We start from the raw sequence: 14,086 nt of genomic DNA on the forward strand, positions 1-14,086 counted from the left end.
GGCCGCCGGTGCGGCGGGCGTGTGGGCCCGCGCCGTCGCGTCCGCTCGCGGCAGGACCGCGGGACTGCCGCCGCCGTCCGCGGTGCCGGTCACCAGTCGATGGGGCGCGTGTTGCCGACGAGGCAGGTGCCCTCCGCGAGGACGGGCATGACCGTGGTCACCGGCTCGCCGGTCGCCGGACCGACCTGCCCGATGAGGCACTCCTGATCCCATCGGACGGAGAACTGGATGCTCTCGGCCGGGTCGCCCACGGTGGAGCGGTCGTGCGTCACCTGCATCGCGGACCTGTCGAACCCCGCCTGCACCAGCGCGTCGACGTAGGCGCGCCCCGCGACGCGGTCATCGGTGGCCCAGACGGCCGCCGTCACCGCGGCGAAGGCCGGCAGGTTGTCTGCGGCCGTGCCGTCCGGGACCAGCGGCGGCGCGCTCGGCTCCGAGTCCTCCGGCGCGCTCGACGCGCTGGGCGCGCTCGACGCGCTGGGTGCGGCGACCGGCGAGCTCGCCGCCGGCGGCGGGGCCGTCGCGGGGCCACCCGGGGTGCAGGCGGCGAGGGAGACGGTCAGGACGGCGGCGACGGCCACCATCCCGGTCGTGCGGCGGGACGACCCCCGCAGCGACGAGCGGGAGGCGAGGTGACGGCGCACGGAGAGAGTCTAGACGGCCACCGGTGGAGCCTCGGAACGGCTCAGAACGGCGTCTCCGGCTCCGGCTCCGCCCCGCCCTCACCGGTGCGCTCCTCGAGGAGTGCCGGCGGCTGCGGCGCTTCGGCGGAGTGCGGCGCGCCGAGTTCGTGCTCGCCCGCGTCCAGGCCGGGCGCCGCCCACGCGTCCTCGGGCCCGGCGGAGGTACGGCTGCCGACGTGAGCCGTCGGCCGCGCGGCTTTGACGAACGTCGTGGTGCCCCAGCGCAGATCGTGCCCGATCGCCTCCGCGTCGATCTCGACCGCGGTGCCCTTCGCCGACGAGGTCTCCCAGTCACGCACACGCAGCCGACCGGTGACGATCACCCTGTCGCCCTTGTGCAGTGACGTGAAGGCGTGGTCGGCGAGGTCCCGGAAGACCGACACGGTGTACCAGCTCGTCCCCGCATCCGACCACGCCGCGGCGTCGCGGTCGAATCGGCGCAGCCCTCTGGCGAGGCGGAACGTGGTGACGGCCACGCCCGCGTTCGTGCGCTTCAGCTCGGGGGTGGTGCCCACGTTGCCCGTGACGGTGATCATGTCGCCCATATCGCTCATGTCGCATCCCTTCTCTGCGTGCGAGGACTCTCCTCGGAACCGCCGGCGCCCGTGCCCGAAGGCGCCGGCGGTGGGTTCAGCATGGCCGCCGGCATCGCTCGCCTGGACGGGGATCGGCCCTTCTGGGGACGAACGGCCCCGCACGCCGGCTGGGGAGGAGCCGCCGTGGGGTGAGGGCCGCTGCGATGTCGGAACCCGTACGTATGTTCGAATGGAGAGGAGAGTCGATGAGCCGGCAGACCATGTCCGAAGTCCTCGTCACACCCGAGCCCGCCGTACGGCGGGACGTGCGCCTGATCCGCGCTGCGCCGTCCCTGTGGAGGGTGCAGGACGCCACCGGCCGGGTCGTCGGGCACCTGCAGGCCGTCGCGCAGGCAGGCGGGACGCGCTTCCGGGCCCGGAGGTATCACCCGGCGTCGCGCGCATTCCGCGATGTGGGCGACTTCTGGAGCGCCGAGGATGCGATCGACTGCCTCCGCCTCGGACGGTGAGGGCATCGCGCCCGCGACTCAGACGACGGCGCCCGCCGCCTCGACGGCCGATGACGGCGCACCCGCCCGCACGGCCGCCCAGGCATCCGCCAAGAGGCCGGCAGCACGCGTCATCTCGTCCGGCGGCGAGGTGAACGGCACCCGCAGATGCCGGTCATGCCCGCCGTCCACCGAGAACCGCGGCCCTGCGCTCAGCAGCACGCCGCGCGAGCGCGACTCCATCACCAGGGCGGAGCTCAGCGGTGCGCCCAGCTCGATCCACAGTGAGACTCCCCCGTGTGCGACGGGGATGTCCCATGACGGCAGCTGTGCGCCGAGCGCCTGCACGACCGCGTCGCGGCCGGCCTTCAGCAGCTCCGACCGCTGGGCGACCACGTCGTCGAAGCGTGCGAGCAGGTTCGTGGCGAGCGCCTGCTCGAATTCGGGGGTGCCGAGGTCGTGTGCGGGTCGCGCCGCGACGAGGCGCCGGATCAGGTCGCCGTCGGCTCGCACCCAGCCCAGCCGCAGCCCGCCCCAGACGGTCTTGCCCAGCGACCCGATCCGCACGACGGTGCCGGGCTCGGACGCCTCGAATCCCGGCGCCACGGCGCCGCGGTCGATGTCCAGATCGGCGGTCGTCTCGTCGAGGACGAGGACGGAGCCCGCGCGCTCGCCCGCGGCAAGGACGGCTGCGCGCTCGAGAGCGGTCATGCTCCGTCCCGTCGGGTTCTGGAAGTCGGGCATGAGGTACGCCATCACGGGCAGAGTCCGGGCGAAAGCCTGCTCGGCCCGGTCCACGTCCCACCCGGCCTCCGTCGTCACGGGGACGCCCACGAGGCGGGCTCCGGCGCGCCTGAGTGCGTCGACCGCGTGGGGATAGGTCGGGGTCTCCATGAGGACGCGGTCTCCGCGTCCGACGAGCACAGACGAGACCAGGTGGATCGCGCTCTGCGCGCCCGTGGTGACCAGCACCTCCTGAGGGTGCGTGGGGATCCCCCGTTCGGTGTACCGCCGGGCGATCGCCTCGCGCAGCTCGATGCGTCCGAGCACGTCGTATCCGGCGCGCGAGAGCAGCGCCGACGCGTTCGCGGCGGCCTCGGCCATGATGCCGGCCAGGCCGGGCCAGGCGGGAGGACTGGCCTGCTGCAGGTCGATCATGCCGTCCGCCGCCGCCACCCGCCCGGGGTCGCGGCGCGCGAGCGGGAGCGTCACGCTCCCCGAACCCCGAAGGCTCGAGATGTGTCCGGTGTCACGCAGGCTGCGATACGCCGCCGCCACGGTGCTGCGACTGAGGTGGAGGGCGGCGGCGAGCTCACGCTCGGCCGGAAGCGTCGTTCGAGGGGCCAGGCGGTTGTCGAGGCAGAGGAGACGGATGCCGTCGGCGAGAGCCTCGTAGGCCGGTTCTCGCGAGCGCCACCCGCCGAGCGCCGATGCGAGAGCGCGGGCAGACACGCGGGAGTCCATGGGGCCAGAGTAGCCGCATTGGACTGCATCCGGCATGCCAATCATGCGATTGGATGGCTGTATGCCACGCCGCATCGCCCAGCTCCTCGTCGGCCTGTTCCTCTACGGCGCAGGGTGCGCGCTGACCGTGGAAGCCGGACTCGGGGTGGACCCGTGGACCGTGTTCGCGGAGGGCCTCTCCCTGCGCACCGGCATCGGCATCGGCTGGATCACCAACATCATCGGGTTCTTCGTGCTCCTGCTGTGGATCCCGCTGCGCCAGCGCCCCGGCGTGGGGACGGTCGCGAACATCCTCCTCGTCGGGACGAGCATGCAGATCGTGCTGGGGGTCGTGCCCCCGATCTCCGGCCTGGCGGCCCAGGTCGCCATGCTCCTCGGCGGCATCCTCGTCGTCGCGCTGGCCTCCGGCCTCTACATCGGGGCGCGCTTCGGCCCCGGCCCGCGGGACGGGCTCATGACGGGCCTGAACGCCCGCCTCGGATGGCCGATCTGGATGTGCCGCGCGCTGGTGGAGCTGTCGGTGCTGGCCGTCGGCTGGCTCCTCGGCGGCACAGTCGGCGTCGGCACGGTGCTGTTCGCGTTCCTGATCGGTCCGCTGGTCCATGTCGCGCTGCCGCTCCTGGACACGAGGAAGCAGCCGACGCCGACCGCCGGGCGATCGGTCTGACGCCCGGCGGTACGACGACCCGGTGCGTGGGCGCCTGCCTCAGTGCTCCCGGAACATCGGCCATTCGCTGCCCGGCGCCATCCTCGCGTGGAGAGCGCTCTTGGCGATCTCCATCGACGGATAGGTGCCCGCGGGGGCGTCTGCGCCGGCCATCGTGACGGTGTAGCCGTCGTCGTCCTTCCGGATGCTTCCGGCGACGCCGGACGCGCCGTAGGCGACCCAGAGGGGGTGGTGCGTCTCCGTGGTGCTCATCGGTGAACTCCTTTCGATGCCTCCGCCCCTGACGCTACGCCGGGCGGCGTCCCAGCGCCAGCGTCGGCGAGGGCGTGGCGCCACCTAGTAGTCTGGGCAGGACCTTTCCCTCCGTAGCTCAGGGGACAGAGCGAGCGGCTTCTACCCGCAAGGTCGGGGGTTCGAATCCTCCCGGAGGGGCACGGGGTCTCGGCGTGGGAGCCGGGACTCGCGTCCAGGCCCGTGGGATGTCTGGACCTTGCACAAGGATGGAGCACATGGTGGGGGCATCCCAGAACGACCGTCTGGTGTGGATCGACTGCGAAATGACGGGGCTCGATCTCGGTGTCGATGAGCTCGTCGAGATCGCCGTCGTCGTGACGGACTTCGAGCTGCGACCACTCGACCCGGGCTTCGCCGTCGTGATCAAGCCCGACGACTCCGCGATGGCGAACATGAACGAGTTCGTCACGAACATGCACCGGACGTCCGGCCTGCTCGATGAGATCCCGCACGGGGTGAGCCTCGCGGACGCCGAGTTCCAGGTCCTCGAGTACATCCAGCGCTTCGTGCCGCTCGAGGGCAAGGCGCCCCTCGCGGGCAACACCATCGGCACCGACCGCATGTTCCTGGCGAAGTACATGCCGCGCGTCGACCGGTGGCTGCACTACCGCAACGTCGACGTGTCCAGCATCAAGGAGCTCGCCCGCCGGTGGTACCCCCGCGCGTACATCCATGCGCCGGCGAAAGAGGGCGGCCACCGGGCGCTCGCCGACATCCTCGAGTCCGTCCGCGAGCTCGCGTACTACCGCCAGGCGGTGTTCGTTCCCGAGCCCGGCCCGACCAGCGACGGGGCCCGCGCGGCGGCCGCCGCCGCCGTGTCGTCGTTTGCCCCAGAGGTGTGAGAGAATCTTCTGGTTGCCCGCGCAGGCGGGAGACATGGTGGGTATAGCTCAGTTGGTAGAGCGCTGGCTTGTGGTGCCGGATGTCGCGGGTTCGAGTCCCGTTACTCACCCCAATTCCTTCGAATGGGGCGCGCGAATCGCGCCCCATTCGCGTCGGAGCGGGGCATCATGATGGAGATGGATGCGGCGACCTTCGAGCAGCTCGTGATCGACGAATTGGACCTCCTCCCCGACGACATGGTGGAGGGGCTCGACAACGTCGTGTTCGTGGTCGAGGACCGCCCCGAGGACGGCAGCCTCGACCTGCTCGGGCTGTACGACGGGTGGGCGCTCACCGAGCGCGAGCGCTACGGCGTCGGAGAGCTGCCCGACCGCATCATCGTGTACCGCGAACCTCATCTGGCGGCGTGCGAGAGCGACGAGGAGCTGCGCAGCGAGGTCCACACCACGCTGGTCCACGAGATCGCACACTTCTACGGCATCGACGACGACCGCCTCCACGAACTCGGGTGGGCATGATGACGGCGCTGACGACGCCCGGCACCTGGGAGGACACCGACCAGGCCACACGCGTCGATCCCGATGCGCCGTGGCAGACGGTGGTGTGGGATGACCCGGTGAATCTGATGAGCTACGTCACCCACGTCTTCCGCGAGTACTTCGGACTCGCCCGCGCCGAGGCGGAGCGCCTCATGCTCGCCGTCCACCACGAGGGTCATGCCGTCGTCTCGCAGGGCGCCCGCGAGCAGATGGAGCTGCACGCGCAGGCGATGCACGACTACGGGCTGTGGGCCACCGTTCGACGGGCTCCGCTGTGAGCGCGCGGACGGTCGTGATGCAGATCACCCGCCTGGAGGCGGCGCACCTCTCGGGCCTGGTCGGCCAGTTCGCGGACCTGCTCCGCGAGTCGGGACCCGACGACGGCGATCCGGCGATCGCGCGACTGGTGCCGTCCGCGTACTCGGACGACGAGGAGGCCGCACGGGAGTTCCGCGCGCTCACGCAGTCCGATCTGCTGGACCGCCGCAGTGCCGATGCCGCCGTCGTGCTGGCCTCGCTCAGCGAGGCCTCGCAGATCCCCGACGACCCCGAGGACCCGGCGCTCCTGGAAGAGACGGAGATCCGGCTCGATCCGGCCGCCGCCCAGGCCTGGCTGCGCACGCTGGCTGCGGTGAGGCTGGTGCTCGCCACCCGGCTGGGCGTCGCCGAGGCCGATGACCATGATTCCGCCGATCCGCGCTTCGGCATCTACGACTGGCTGGGCTACCGGCTGGACGGACTGGTCGGCGCGCTCGACCCGCACGACTGAGCGTTCGCGTCACGGCACGTCGAAGACGTGCGTCGCGAGCCGCATCGGTTCGTTCCGCGTGATGTGCCGCTGCTCCTGGCGGGCCCACCCTTCCCAGTGCGGGCGGAAGGTCTCGCCGTCGCGATCCAGCGCCCGCTGCCGCCGCGATGGCGCGGGCGACTCGAGCCAGACGCGCACGTCACCGAGCTTCGCGCTGGCCGGGGTCAGCAGTCCCGCTCCTTCGACGATCAGCGGCAGCGAGGGGTCCACGGCGTGCGCTTCAGCCGGCTCGCCCGCGGTCCAGTCCCACCGCTGCCACACGCCGATGACGCCGCGCGCATGCGGCGTGAGGATCAGCTGACGGGCGAGTTCCGCGCCCTCCTCCAGCCCGTTCCATCCTGGGTAGATCGAGTCGAGCGCGACGAGCTGCACGCGTCCGCGGAGCGGCCACCGTGCGACGAGGGCGCGAGCCAGCGAGGACTTCCCCGCACCGCTGCGGCCGTCGATGAGCACGACCGGATTGGATGCCGCCACGTCGGCGACCGCCGCCGTGATGCGCGCGACAGCGAAAGCCAGGGAGGAGCCGACCGCGTCCGAGCTACTTCTTGAGGGCGCGGATGACACGGCTGAGCGCGCGACCGGCGAAGAACACGAACGGGACCGCGACGGCCACCAGCGCGACGAGGTTCGGTTCGAACCGCACGTCGTCGCCTCGACGGATGTATGCGCCGACCGGGATGGCCCACCCGCCACCGCCGCCGCCGCCGTTGCCCGCCTCGTCGGATCCGCCGCCGAAGCCGGACCACGTCAGTGCCACCGGGATCAGGCGGACGCCGTCGACGTCCTGCTGCTCGCCGTAGGCGCTCTTCACGCCGAAGGACGCGGACTGCCTGCCGAGTTCGAGTGCGATGTTGGGCATGGCTCCACGCTAGCGGGCGCGGGCCCGCAGGCACAGTCATCACCGCAAGGCCGGTGCGTCACGCTGCCGAGGCGGCCTCGTGTCAGCCGTGGTCGAAACGCGGCGCCGGAGGGCTCGTCGGCACGGATCCGCCGCCCCGCGAGCCCAGCAGCGTCGCGCGCGTGACGGCTCCGCGGCCGAACTTCGCCGTCGCCCCGTCCAGGGCGTCCTCGATGCGCCGCCAGCCCGCGTCGTCGTCCCACAGCGTGGGCGCCGCCACCCCGGCGGGACGGAGCCTCTCGGCGCGCACGCCGATGAGCCGCACCGGAAGCGCGCGTTCCACCGACCCGAACAGCTCGTGCGCGGCATCCCCGATCCGCTGACCGACGGCCGTGGGCTCCGCGAGGGTCTGCGACCGCGAGATCGTCGTGAAGTCCGAGAACCGGACCTTGATCGCCACGGTCGACGCCTCCCACCCGTTCGCCCGCAGGCGCGCGCCCACACGATCCGCGAGCCGCCGCAGCTCCGACCGCAGCACGACGGCGTCGCCGATGTCCTGGTCGAAGGTCTCTTCGTGGCCGACGCTCTTCTCCACCCGCTCGGTGTCGACCTCCCGGGCATCGATCCCGCGGGCGAGATGCCAGACGCGGTCGCCCATCGCGGGCCCGAGCGCGCGGTCGAGGACCTCGCGAGGCGCATCGAGCACGTCCGCGATGGTGCGGATGCCGCGGCCTTCGAGCGCTTCCGAGGCCTTGGGGCCCACGCCCCACAGCGCCCGCACCGACCGCGGGGCGAGGAACGCCTCGGTGTCCGCCGCCGCGACGATCAGCATCCCGTCGGGCTTGCTCAGCGTCGAGGCCATCTTCGCGACGTGCTTGGTCGCGGCGACGCCGACGCTGCACGTGAGCCCCGTCTCGTCCCGCACGCGCTGCCGCAGCATGAGGGCGATGTGCCCCGGACTCCCCCACAGCCGACGCGCCCCGCGCACGTCCAGGAAGGCCTCGTCGATCGACAGCGGCTCGACGAGCGGCGTGATGTCGCGGAAGATCCGCATGACCTGAGACGACACCGCGAGGTACCGCTCGAAGTGAGGCCGCACCACGACGGCGGTCGGGCACAGCCGGAGCGCCTGGCCGACCGGCATGGCCGAGCGCACACCGAAGCGTCGCGCCTCGTACGATGCGCTCGAGACGACGGATCTGCCGTCGGGCGCCCCGACGATGATCGCCTTGCCGATCAGCGACGGGTCGTCGAGCTGCTCGACGGAGGCGTAGAACGCGTCCATGTCGACGTGCAGGATGCCGGTGCCGGAGTCGTCGGCACCATCCGCAGAGACGACTCTGCCGCTCCCGTCGCCACGACCCATGCGTCGATTCTTCCAGCAATCGCGGCACCGCACGCCGGAGCGTGGGTGCGCCGCAGACACCGGCCGCGGGCGCAGCCGGCGTGCTGCGGCGCGGCGCTCAGGCGCCGGTGGCGGCCGCGCGTTCCAGGATCAGCTCACGCACGCGCGCGGCATCCGCCTGCCCCTTCATGGCCTTCATCACGGCGCCGATCACGGCGCCGGCGGCCTGCACCTTGCCGTCGCGGATCTTCTCCAGCACGTCGGGCTGTGCGGCCAGTGCGTCGTCGATGGCGGCGATGAGCGCGCCGTCGTCCGAGACGACCGCGAGTCCGCGCTTGTCGACGACCTCCTGCGGCGAGCCCTCACCGGCGATGACGCCCTCGAGCACCTGGCGGGCGAGCTTGTCGGTGAGTGTGCCCGCGTCCACCAGCGCCTGCAGGGCGGCGACCTGGGCGGGGGTGACGAGCTCGGCGGGCTCGCGGTTCTCCGCGTTCGCGATACGGCTGATCTCGCTCATCCACCATTTGCGGGCGGCAGCAGGCGACGCACCGGCCGCCACGGTCGCCTCGACCTCGGCCAGGAGCCCGGCGTTCACGACACCCTGGAAGTCGATGTCGTTGAAGCCCCACTCCCCCTTCAGACGCCGGCGACGGGCGGCGGGCGGTTCGGGCAGCGCCGCGCGGAGCTGCTCGATGAGCTCGGGTGCCGGGGCGACCGGGAGCAGGTCCGGCTCCGGGAAGTACCGGTAGTCGTCGGCATCCGACTTGGGCCGACCAGGCGAGGTCGTGCCGGTGTCCTCGTGCCAGTGGCGGGTCTCCTGCGTGATCGTTCCGCCGGCCGCGAGGATCGCCGCCTGCCGCTGGATCTCGTAGCGCACCGCGCGCTCGACCGAGCGCATGGAGTTGACGTTCTTCGTCTCGGTGCGGGTGCCGAGCTTCTCCTGGCCACGGGGCCGCAGCGACACGTTCGCGTCGCACCGCAGGTTGCCGCGCTCCATCCGCGCCTCCGAGATGCCGAGGCCGATCACGATGTCGCGGATCGTCTGCACGTACGCCTTCGCCACCTCCGGCGCGCGGTGCTCGGCGCCGAAGATCGGCTTGGTGACGATCTCGACGAGCGGGACGCCGGCGCGGTTGTAGTCCACGAGCGAGTACTCCGCGCCCTGAATGCGACCGGTGGCGCCGCCGACGTGCGTCAGCTTGCCGGCATCCTCCTCCATGTGCGCCCGTTCGATGGGCACCTCGACGACCGTGCCGTCGGCCAGCTCGATCTCGACCTGCCCCTCGAACGCGATCGGCTCGTCGTACTGGGAGATCTGGTAGTTCTTGCCGAGGTCGGGGTAGAAGTAGTTCTTCCGCGCGAACCGGCTGGAGGGTGCGATCGAGCAGCCGAGCGCGAGACCCAGGCTGATCGAGTACCGCACCGCAGTCTCGTTCACGACAGGGAGCGAGCCGGGCAGGCCCATGTCCACCGGCGCCACGAGCGTGTTCGGCTCGGCGCCGTGGTTGGCGGAGTTCGCCGGGTTCGCCGCGCCGGAGAACATCTTGGTCTCGGTGTTGAGCTCGACGTGCACCTCGAATCCGAGCACCGGCTCGAAGAGTTCGAGCGCCCTGTCGAAGTCCATCAGCTTGTCCTTCGCCATCAGCGGGCTCCTCCGTTCACACCGAGCGCGGGCGCCCTGTCGAGGAGCTGACCGCCCCATGAGTCGACGAGCAGGGCCTCCAGCGCCGCGCCGACGCGGTACAGGCGCGCATCCTCGTAGGCGGGGGCCAGGAACTGGATGCCGACCGGCAGGCCGTCCTCGGGGGCCAGGCCGGACGGGATCGAGATGCCCGGGACACCGGCGAGGTTGGCGGGGATGGTGGTGACGTCGTTGAGGTACATCTGCAGCGGGTCGTCGATCTTCTCGCCGAGCTTGAAGGCGGTGGTCGGAGCGGACGGCGTGGCGATGACGTCGACCTGCGAGAACGCCTCGGCGAAGTCGCCCTGGATGAGGGTCCGCACCTTCTGCGCCGATCCGTAGTACGCGTCGTAGTACCCCGCGGAGAGGGCGTAGGTGCCGAGGATGACGCGACGCTTCACCTCGTCGCCGAAGCCGGCGTCGCGGGTCGCGGCCATGACATCCTCGACCGTGCCGCCCGGCACGTCGACGCGGAGCCCGAAGCGCACCGAGTCGAACTTGGCGAGGTTGCTGGACGCCTCGGCCGGGAGGATCAGGTAGTACGCGGCGACCCCGTACTCGAAGTGCGGTGCGCTGATGTCGACGATCTCGGCGCCCTGCGCCTCCATCGCCGCCAGCGCGGACCGGAAGGACTCCGAGACGCCGGCCTGGAAGCCGCTGTCGGGCAACTCCCGGATGACGCCGACCTTGAGTCCCTTGAGGACGTCGCCGCTCGCGCCTTCCCGCGCGGCCGCGGCGAACGACGGCCACTCGTGCGCGAGCGAGGTGGAGTCGTGCGGGTCGTGGCCGCCGATCACGTCATGAAGGAGCCCGGCGTCGAGCACCGTGCGGGTGACGGGACCGACCTGGTCCAGGCTCGAGGCGAGGGCGATGGCACCGTACCGGCTCACGCCCCCGTAGGTGGGCTTGATCCCCACCGTCCCCGTGACGTGCGCCGGCTGACGGATCGATCCGCCCGTGTCGGAGCCGAGCGCGAGCGGCGCCTCGAAGGCGGCGACAGCCGCGGCCGAGCCACCGCCGGAGCCGCCGGGGATGCGTTCGAGGTCCCACGGATTGCGGGTCGGTCCGTACGCCGAGTGCTCGGTCGAGGACCCCATGGCGAACTCGTCCATGTTCGTCTTGCCGAGCGGGACGAGTCCGGCGGCGCGGGACCGTGCGACGACGGTGGCGTCGTACGGCGACATGTACCCCTCGAGGATCTTCGATCCGCTGGTGGAGGGCATGTCGGTCGTGACCAGCACGTCCTTGATCGCGAGCGGCACGCCCGCGAGCGGGCCGAGCTCCTCGCCGGAGGCGCGACGGCGGTCGACGTCGGCGGCGACGTCGAGCGCGCGCGCGTTGACGTGCAGGAAGGCGTGGATGTCGGCATCCACCGCGGCGATGCGGTCGAGGTGGGCCTGCGTCGCCTCGACGCTGGAGACCTCGCCGGCGGTGAGCTTGTCTGCGAGCGCGGCGGCGCTCAGCTTCGTGAGATCGGTCACGGGGGCCCCTTACTGCTCTTCGCCGAGGATCGCGGTGACGCGGAAGCGGCCGTCGGCGGCATCCGGTGCGTTCTGGAGCACCTGCGCGCGGGTCAGCTGCTCACCGGCAACGTCCGAGCGGAACACGTTCTGCAGCGCGATCGGGTGGCTGGTGGCCGGGACGTCGGGGGTGGCGACCTCGGAGACCTTGGCGATGTTGTCGACGATCGCGTCGAGCTGCCCTGTCAGGCGCCCGACCTCCTCGTCGCTGAGCTGGATCCGGGCGAGCACACCGAGATGGCGCACGAGATCGGGGGTGATTTCAGACACCCCCACAGCCTACCGGGGCCGCACCCCCGGCCCGTGGCGCGTGCGGCGTAGGCTGAGCGCGTGACGACGTACGACCCGCCTCGCCCCTGGATCGCCAGCTATGCGGAGGGGGTTCCGGAGGACCTCGCTCCCGTGACCGGATCGCTCGTGGACATCGTCGACGCGTCGGCGCGGGACTATCCGGATGCCGCGGCCCTGCAGTTCTTCGGTCGCGAGACGTCGTACCGCTCCCTCCACGAGCAGATCGAGCGCGCGGCCGCGGGGCTGCGCGACCTCGGCGTGAAGGCCGGAGACCCGGTCGCGATCGTGCTGCCCAACTGCCCCCAGCACATCGTCGCCTTCTATGCGATCCTGCGACTCGGGGCCGTCGTCGTCGAGCACAATCCGCTCTACACGCCGCGCGAGCTGCGCAAGCAGTTCGAGGACCACGGCGCCAAGCACGCCATCGTGTGGACCAAGGTCGTCAAGACCGTGCAGGAGTTCCCGGCCGACGTCGCCGTGTCGAGCCTGATCTCGGTGGACGTCGTCAAGGCGATGCCGCTGCGCATGCGCGTGGCCCTGACGCTTCCCATCGCCAAGGCCCGCGAGGCGCGGGGGGCGCTCGCCGAGCGCGTCTCGGGCACCGTGCCGTGGGCGCAGGTCGTGGGCGCGTCGCCGCTGCCCGCATCGCACCCGCGCCCGGGCACCGACGACCTCGCCCTGATCCAGTACACCAGCGGCACGACGGGCGCACCCAAGGGCGCGGCGCTGACCCATCGGAACCTCCTGTCCAACGCGGCGCAGGCCCAGGCGTGGGTGCCGTCGATCGTGCGGGGCGACGGATGCGTCGTCTACGCGGTCCTGCCGATGTTCCACGCGTACGGGCTCACGCTGTGCCTGACCTTCGCGATGTCCATGGGCGCGCGTCTCGTGCTGTTCCCGCGCTTCGACCCCGACATGGTGCTCGAGGTCACGAAGAAGCATCCCGCGACGTTCCTCCCGCTGGTGCCGCCCATCGCGGACCGCCTGCTCGCGGCGGCGCGCGAGAAGGGCGTCTCGCTCGCGGGCACGCAGGTCGCGATCTCGGGGGCGATGGCGCTGCCGCATGAGCTCGTGGTCCCGTTCGAGGAGGCATCCGGCGGCTATCTCGTCGAAGGCTACGGCCTCAGCGAGTGCTCGCCCGTGCTCATGGCGAATCCCGTCGCCGAGAACCGCGTGCCGGGGACCGTCGGCCTTCCGCTGCCGGGCACCGAGTGCCGGGTCGTGGACCCGGATGACCCGACGGCCGACGTCCCCGCAGGCGAGCGGGGCGAGCTCGTCGTCCGCGGCCCGCAGGTCTTCAGCGGCTACTACGGCAAGCCGGAGGAGACCGAGGCCGTCTTCGCCGACGGCTGGTTCCGCACCGGCGACATCGTCACCATCGACGACGCCGGCTTCGTGCGCATCGTGGACCGCATCAAGGAGCTCATCATCACCGGCGGTTTCAACGTCGCCCCGACCGAGGTGGAGAACGCGCTGCGGCAGCACCCGCAGATCGAGGATGCCGCCGTCGTGGGCCTTCCCAGCGACCACTCCGGCGAGGAGGTCGTCGCGGCGGTGGTGGCCGCTCCCGGTCAGGAGGTCGACGTGGACGCCGTGCGCGAGTTCGCCCGGGGCATCCTCACGCCCTACAAGGTGCCGCGCCGCGTCTTCGTGGTCGATGAGCTGCCGAAGTCGCTGATCGGCAAGGTGCTCCGCCGTCAGGTGCGCGAACGCCTGCTGGCGCTCAACAGCGGCTCCTGATCAGCAGAGGGGTCGGTCTCCGTCGCCGGGAGATCCGGCGTCAGTCGGCGAGGCCGTCCCGCGCCACAGCGACGCGATAGGGGTGGAGGGTCGCAAGGAACACTCCCCCCGAGATCCCTGGGTCGGCCGCCATGACCGCCCGGGCGGCCTGCTCGTCGTCGGCCTCGAAGATCGTGACGCCGAACGTCCCCTCGCCCTCCTGCGTGCGCCCGGCGAGGATCAGGATGCCGCGGTCGCGCAGGTCGACCAGATACGCGAAGTGGTCCGCGACGATGCGCTGCTCGTCGTCGGTCGCGTCGGCGACCATCTCCGGTCGGGAGGGCACGATGCGGTAGAGCCACTGGGCCAT

18 protein-coding genes and 2 tRNA genes are annotated in these 14,086 nt (G+C 71.7%); 9 read left to right on the forward strand and 11 right to left on the reverse strand.

Going from position 1 to position 14,086, the window contains the following annotated elements; translation table 11 throughout:
* Window positions 1–89: 89 nt before the first annotated feature.
* Together ACWGUG_RS08960 and ssb are read right to left on the reverse strand one after the other, a co-directional pair.
* Complete coding sequence (locus ACWGUG_RS08960; RefSeq protein WP_452324454.1) at window positions 90–644, reverse strand: DUF6993 domain-containing protein; 555 nt, start codon at window positions 642–644, stop codon at window positions 90–92.
* Window positions 645–685: 41 nt separating this feature from the next.
* The gene (gene ssb, locus ACWGUG_RS08965; RefSeq protein ID WP_452324455.1) at window positions 686–1,237 is read right to left on the reverse strand and encodes a single-stranded DNA-binding protein; all 552 of its coding nucleotides are present in this window, start codon (window positions 1,235–1,237) and stop codon (window positions 686–688) included.
* Window positions 1,238–1,464: 227 nt separating this feature from the next.
* On the opposite strand from ssb, the gene ACWGUG_RS08970 reads away from it, so the two are divergent.
* Complete coding sequence (locus tag ACWGUG_RS08970) at window positions 1,465–1,728, forward strand: hypothetical protein (protein WP_452324456.1); 264 nt, start codon at window positions 1,465–1,467, stop codon at window positions 1,726–1,728.
* A gap of 18 nt (window positions 1,729–1,746) precedes the next feature.
* Here ACWGUG_RS08970 and yczR read toward each other — a convergent pair whose 3' ends face one another.
* Complete coding sequence (gene yczR, locus ACWGUG_RS08975) at window positions 1,747–3,171, reverse strand: MocR-like transcription factor YczR (RefSeq protein WP_452324457.1); 1,425 nt, start codon at window positions 3,169–3,171, stop codon at window positions 1,747–1,749.
* Window positions 3,172–3,232: 61 nt separating this feature from the next.
* Here yczR and yczE point away from each other — a divergent pair, with 61 nt between their 5' ends.
* A complete protein-coding gene (yczE, locus tag ACWGUG_RS08980) occupies window positions 3,233–3,838 on the forward strand; it encodes a membrane protein YczE (RefSeq protein WP_452324458.1) in 606 nt (201 codons plus the stop codon).
* Window positions 3,839–3,877: 39 nt separating this feature from the next.
* Here the strand turns inward: yczE and ACWGUG_RS08985 are convergent, their stop codons facing one another.
* Window positions 3,878–4,090, reverse strand: a complete 213-nt coding sequence (locus ACWGUG_RS08985; RefSeq protein ID WP_378881159.1) for a methyltransferase — start codon at window positions 4,088–4,090, stop codon at window positions 3,878–3,880.
* Between the two features lie 107 nt (window positions 4,091–4,197).
* On the opposite strand from ACWGUG_RS08985, the gene ACWGUG_RS08990 reads away from it, so the two are divergent.
* The 6 genes from ACWGUG_RS08990 to ACWGUG_RS09015 all read left to right on the forward strand — a co-directional run bounded on the left by ACWGUG_RS08990 (window position 4,198) and on the right by ACWGUG_RS09015 (window position 6,283).
* Window positions 4,198–4,270: transfer RNA gene (locus ACWGUG_RS08990), tRNA-Arg, on the forward strand.
* Between the two features lie 77 nt (window positions 4,271–4,347).
* Entirely contained in the window at window positions 4,348–4,974 is a 627-nt protein-coding gene (orn, locus tag ACWGUG_RS08995; RefSeq protein ID WP_452324459.1) for an oligoribonuclease, read from the forward strand.
* Between the two features lie 37 nt (window positions 4,975–5,011).
* Window positions 5,012–5,087 (forward strand) — tRNA-His (locus ACWGUG_RS09000).
* Window positions 5,088–5,142: 55 nt separating this feature from the next.
* The gene (locus ACWGUG_RS09005; protein WP_336396972.1) at window positions 5,143–5,493 is read left to right on the forward strand and encodes a metallopeptidase family protein; all 351 of its coding nucleotides are present in this window, start codon (window positions 5,143–5,145) and stop codon (window positions 5,491–5,493) included.
* Entirely contained in the window at window positions 5,484–5,792 is a 309-nt protein-coding gene (clpS, locus tag ACWGUG_RS09010) for an ATP-dependent Clp protease adapter ClpS (RefSeq protein ID WP_378881163.1), read from the forward strand. Before ACWGUG_RS09005 ends, clpS begins: the two co-directional genes overlap by 10 nt.
* Window positions 5,789–6,283 carry a DUF2017 family protein gene (locus tag ACWGUG_RS09015; protein WP_336396970.1) on the forward strand — a complete coding sequence of 165 codons (495 nt, stop codon included), beginning with the start codon at window positions 5,789–5,791 and terminating at the stop codon, window positions 6,281–6,283. Before clpS ends, ACWGUG_RS09015 begins: the two co-directional genes overlap by 4 nt.
* A gap of 9 nt (window positions 6,284–6,292) precedes the next feature.
* Here ACWGUG_RS09015 and ACWGUG_RS09020 read toward each other — a convergent pair whose 3' ends face one another.
* From ACWGUG_RS09020 to gatC, 6 genes are all read right to left on the reverse strand, one after another.
* Window positions 6,293–6,886, reverse strand: a complete 594-nt coding sequence (locus tag ACWGUG_RS09020; RefSeq protein ID WP_452324460.1) for a hypothetical protein — start codon at window positions 6,884–6,886, stop codon at window positions 6,293–6,295.
* Window positions 6,861–7,181 (reverse strand): hypothetical protein, encoded by a 321-nt coding sequence (locus ACWGUG_RS09025; RefSeq protein ID WP_336396969.1) that lies wholly within the window; start codon window positions 7,179–7,181, stop codon window positions 6,861–6,863. Before ACWGUG_RS09025 ends, ACWGUG_RS09020 begins: the two co-directional genes overlap by 26 nt.
* 82 nt (window positions 7,182–7,263) lie before the next feature.
* Entirely contained in the window at window positions 7,264–8,526 is a 1,263-nt protein-coding gene (locus ACWGUG_RS09030) for a DNA polymerase IV (protein ID WP_452324461.1), read from the reverse strand.
* 97 nt (window positions 8,527–8,623) lie between these two features.
* Window positions 8,624–10,147, reverse strand: a complete 1,524-nt coding sequence (gene gatB, locus ACWGUG_RS09035; protein ID WP_452324462.1) for an Asp-tRNA(Asn)/Glu-tRNA(Gln) amidotransferase subunit GatB — start codon at window positions 10,145–10,147, stop codon at window positions 8,624–8,626.
* Complete coding sequence (gene gatA / locus ACWGUG_RS09040; protein WP_452324463.1) at window positions 10,147–11,667, reverse strand: Asp-tRNA(Asn)/Glu-tRNA(Gln) amidotransferase subunit GatA; 1,521 nt, start codon at window positions 11,665–11,667, stop codon at window positions 10,147–10,149. The genes gatB and gatA overlap by 1 nt, the downstream gene beginning before the upstream one ends.
* A gap of 9 nt (window positions 11,668–11,676) precedes the next feature.
* Window positions 11,677–11,976 carry an Asp-tRNA(Asn)/Glu-tRNA(Gln) amidotransferase subunit GatC gene (gatC, locus tag ACWGUG_RS09045; protein WP_336396965.1) on the reverse strand — a complete coding sequence of 100 codons (300 nt, stop codon included), beginning with the start codon at window positions 11,974–11,976 and terminating at the stop codon, window positions 11,677–11,679.
* 60 nt (window positions 11,977–12,036) lie between these two features.
* On the opposite strand from gatC, the gene ACWGUG_RS09050 reads away from it, so the two are divergent.
* Window positions 12,037–13,737 (forward strand): long-chain-fatty-acid--CoA ligase, encoded by a 1,701-nt coding sequence (locus ACWGUG_RS09050; protein WP_452324464.1) that lies wholly within the window; start codon window positions 12,037–12,039, stop codon window positions 13,735–13,737.
* A 40-nt stretch (window positions 13,738–13,777) separates the two neighbouring features.
* Here ACWGUG_RS09050 and ACWGUG_RS09055 read toward each other — a convergent pair whose 3' ends face one another.
* Complete coding sequence (locus ACWGUG_RS09055; protein WP_452324465.1) at window positions 13,778–14,086, reverse strand: YciI family protein; 309 nt, start codon at window positions 14,084–14,086, stop codon at window positions 13,778–13,780.

It is taken from the genome of Microbacterium sp. NPDC055455 (genome assembly GCF_053619935.1).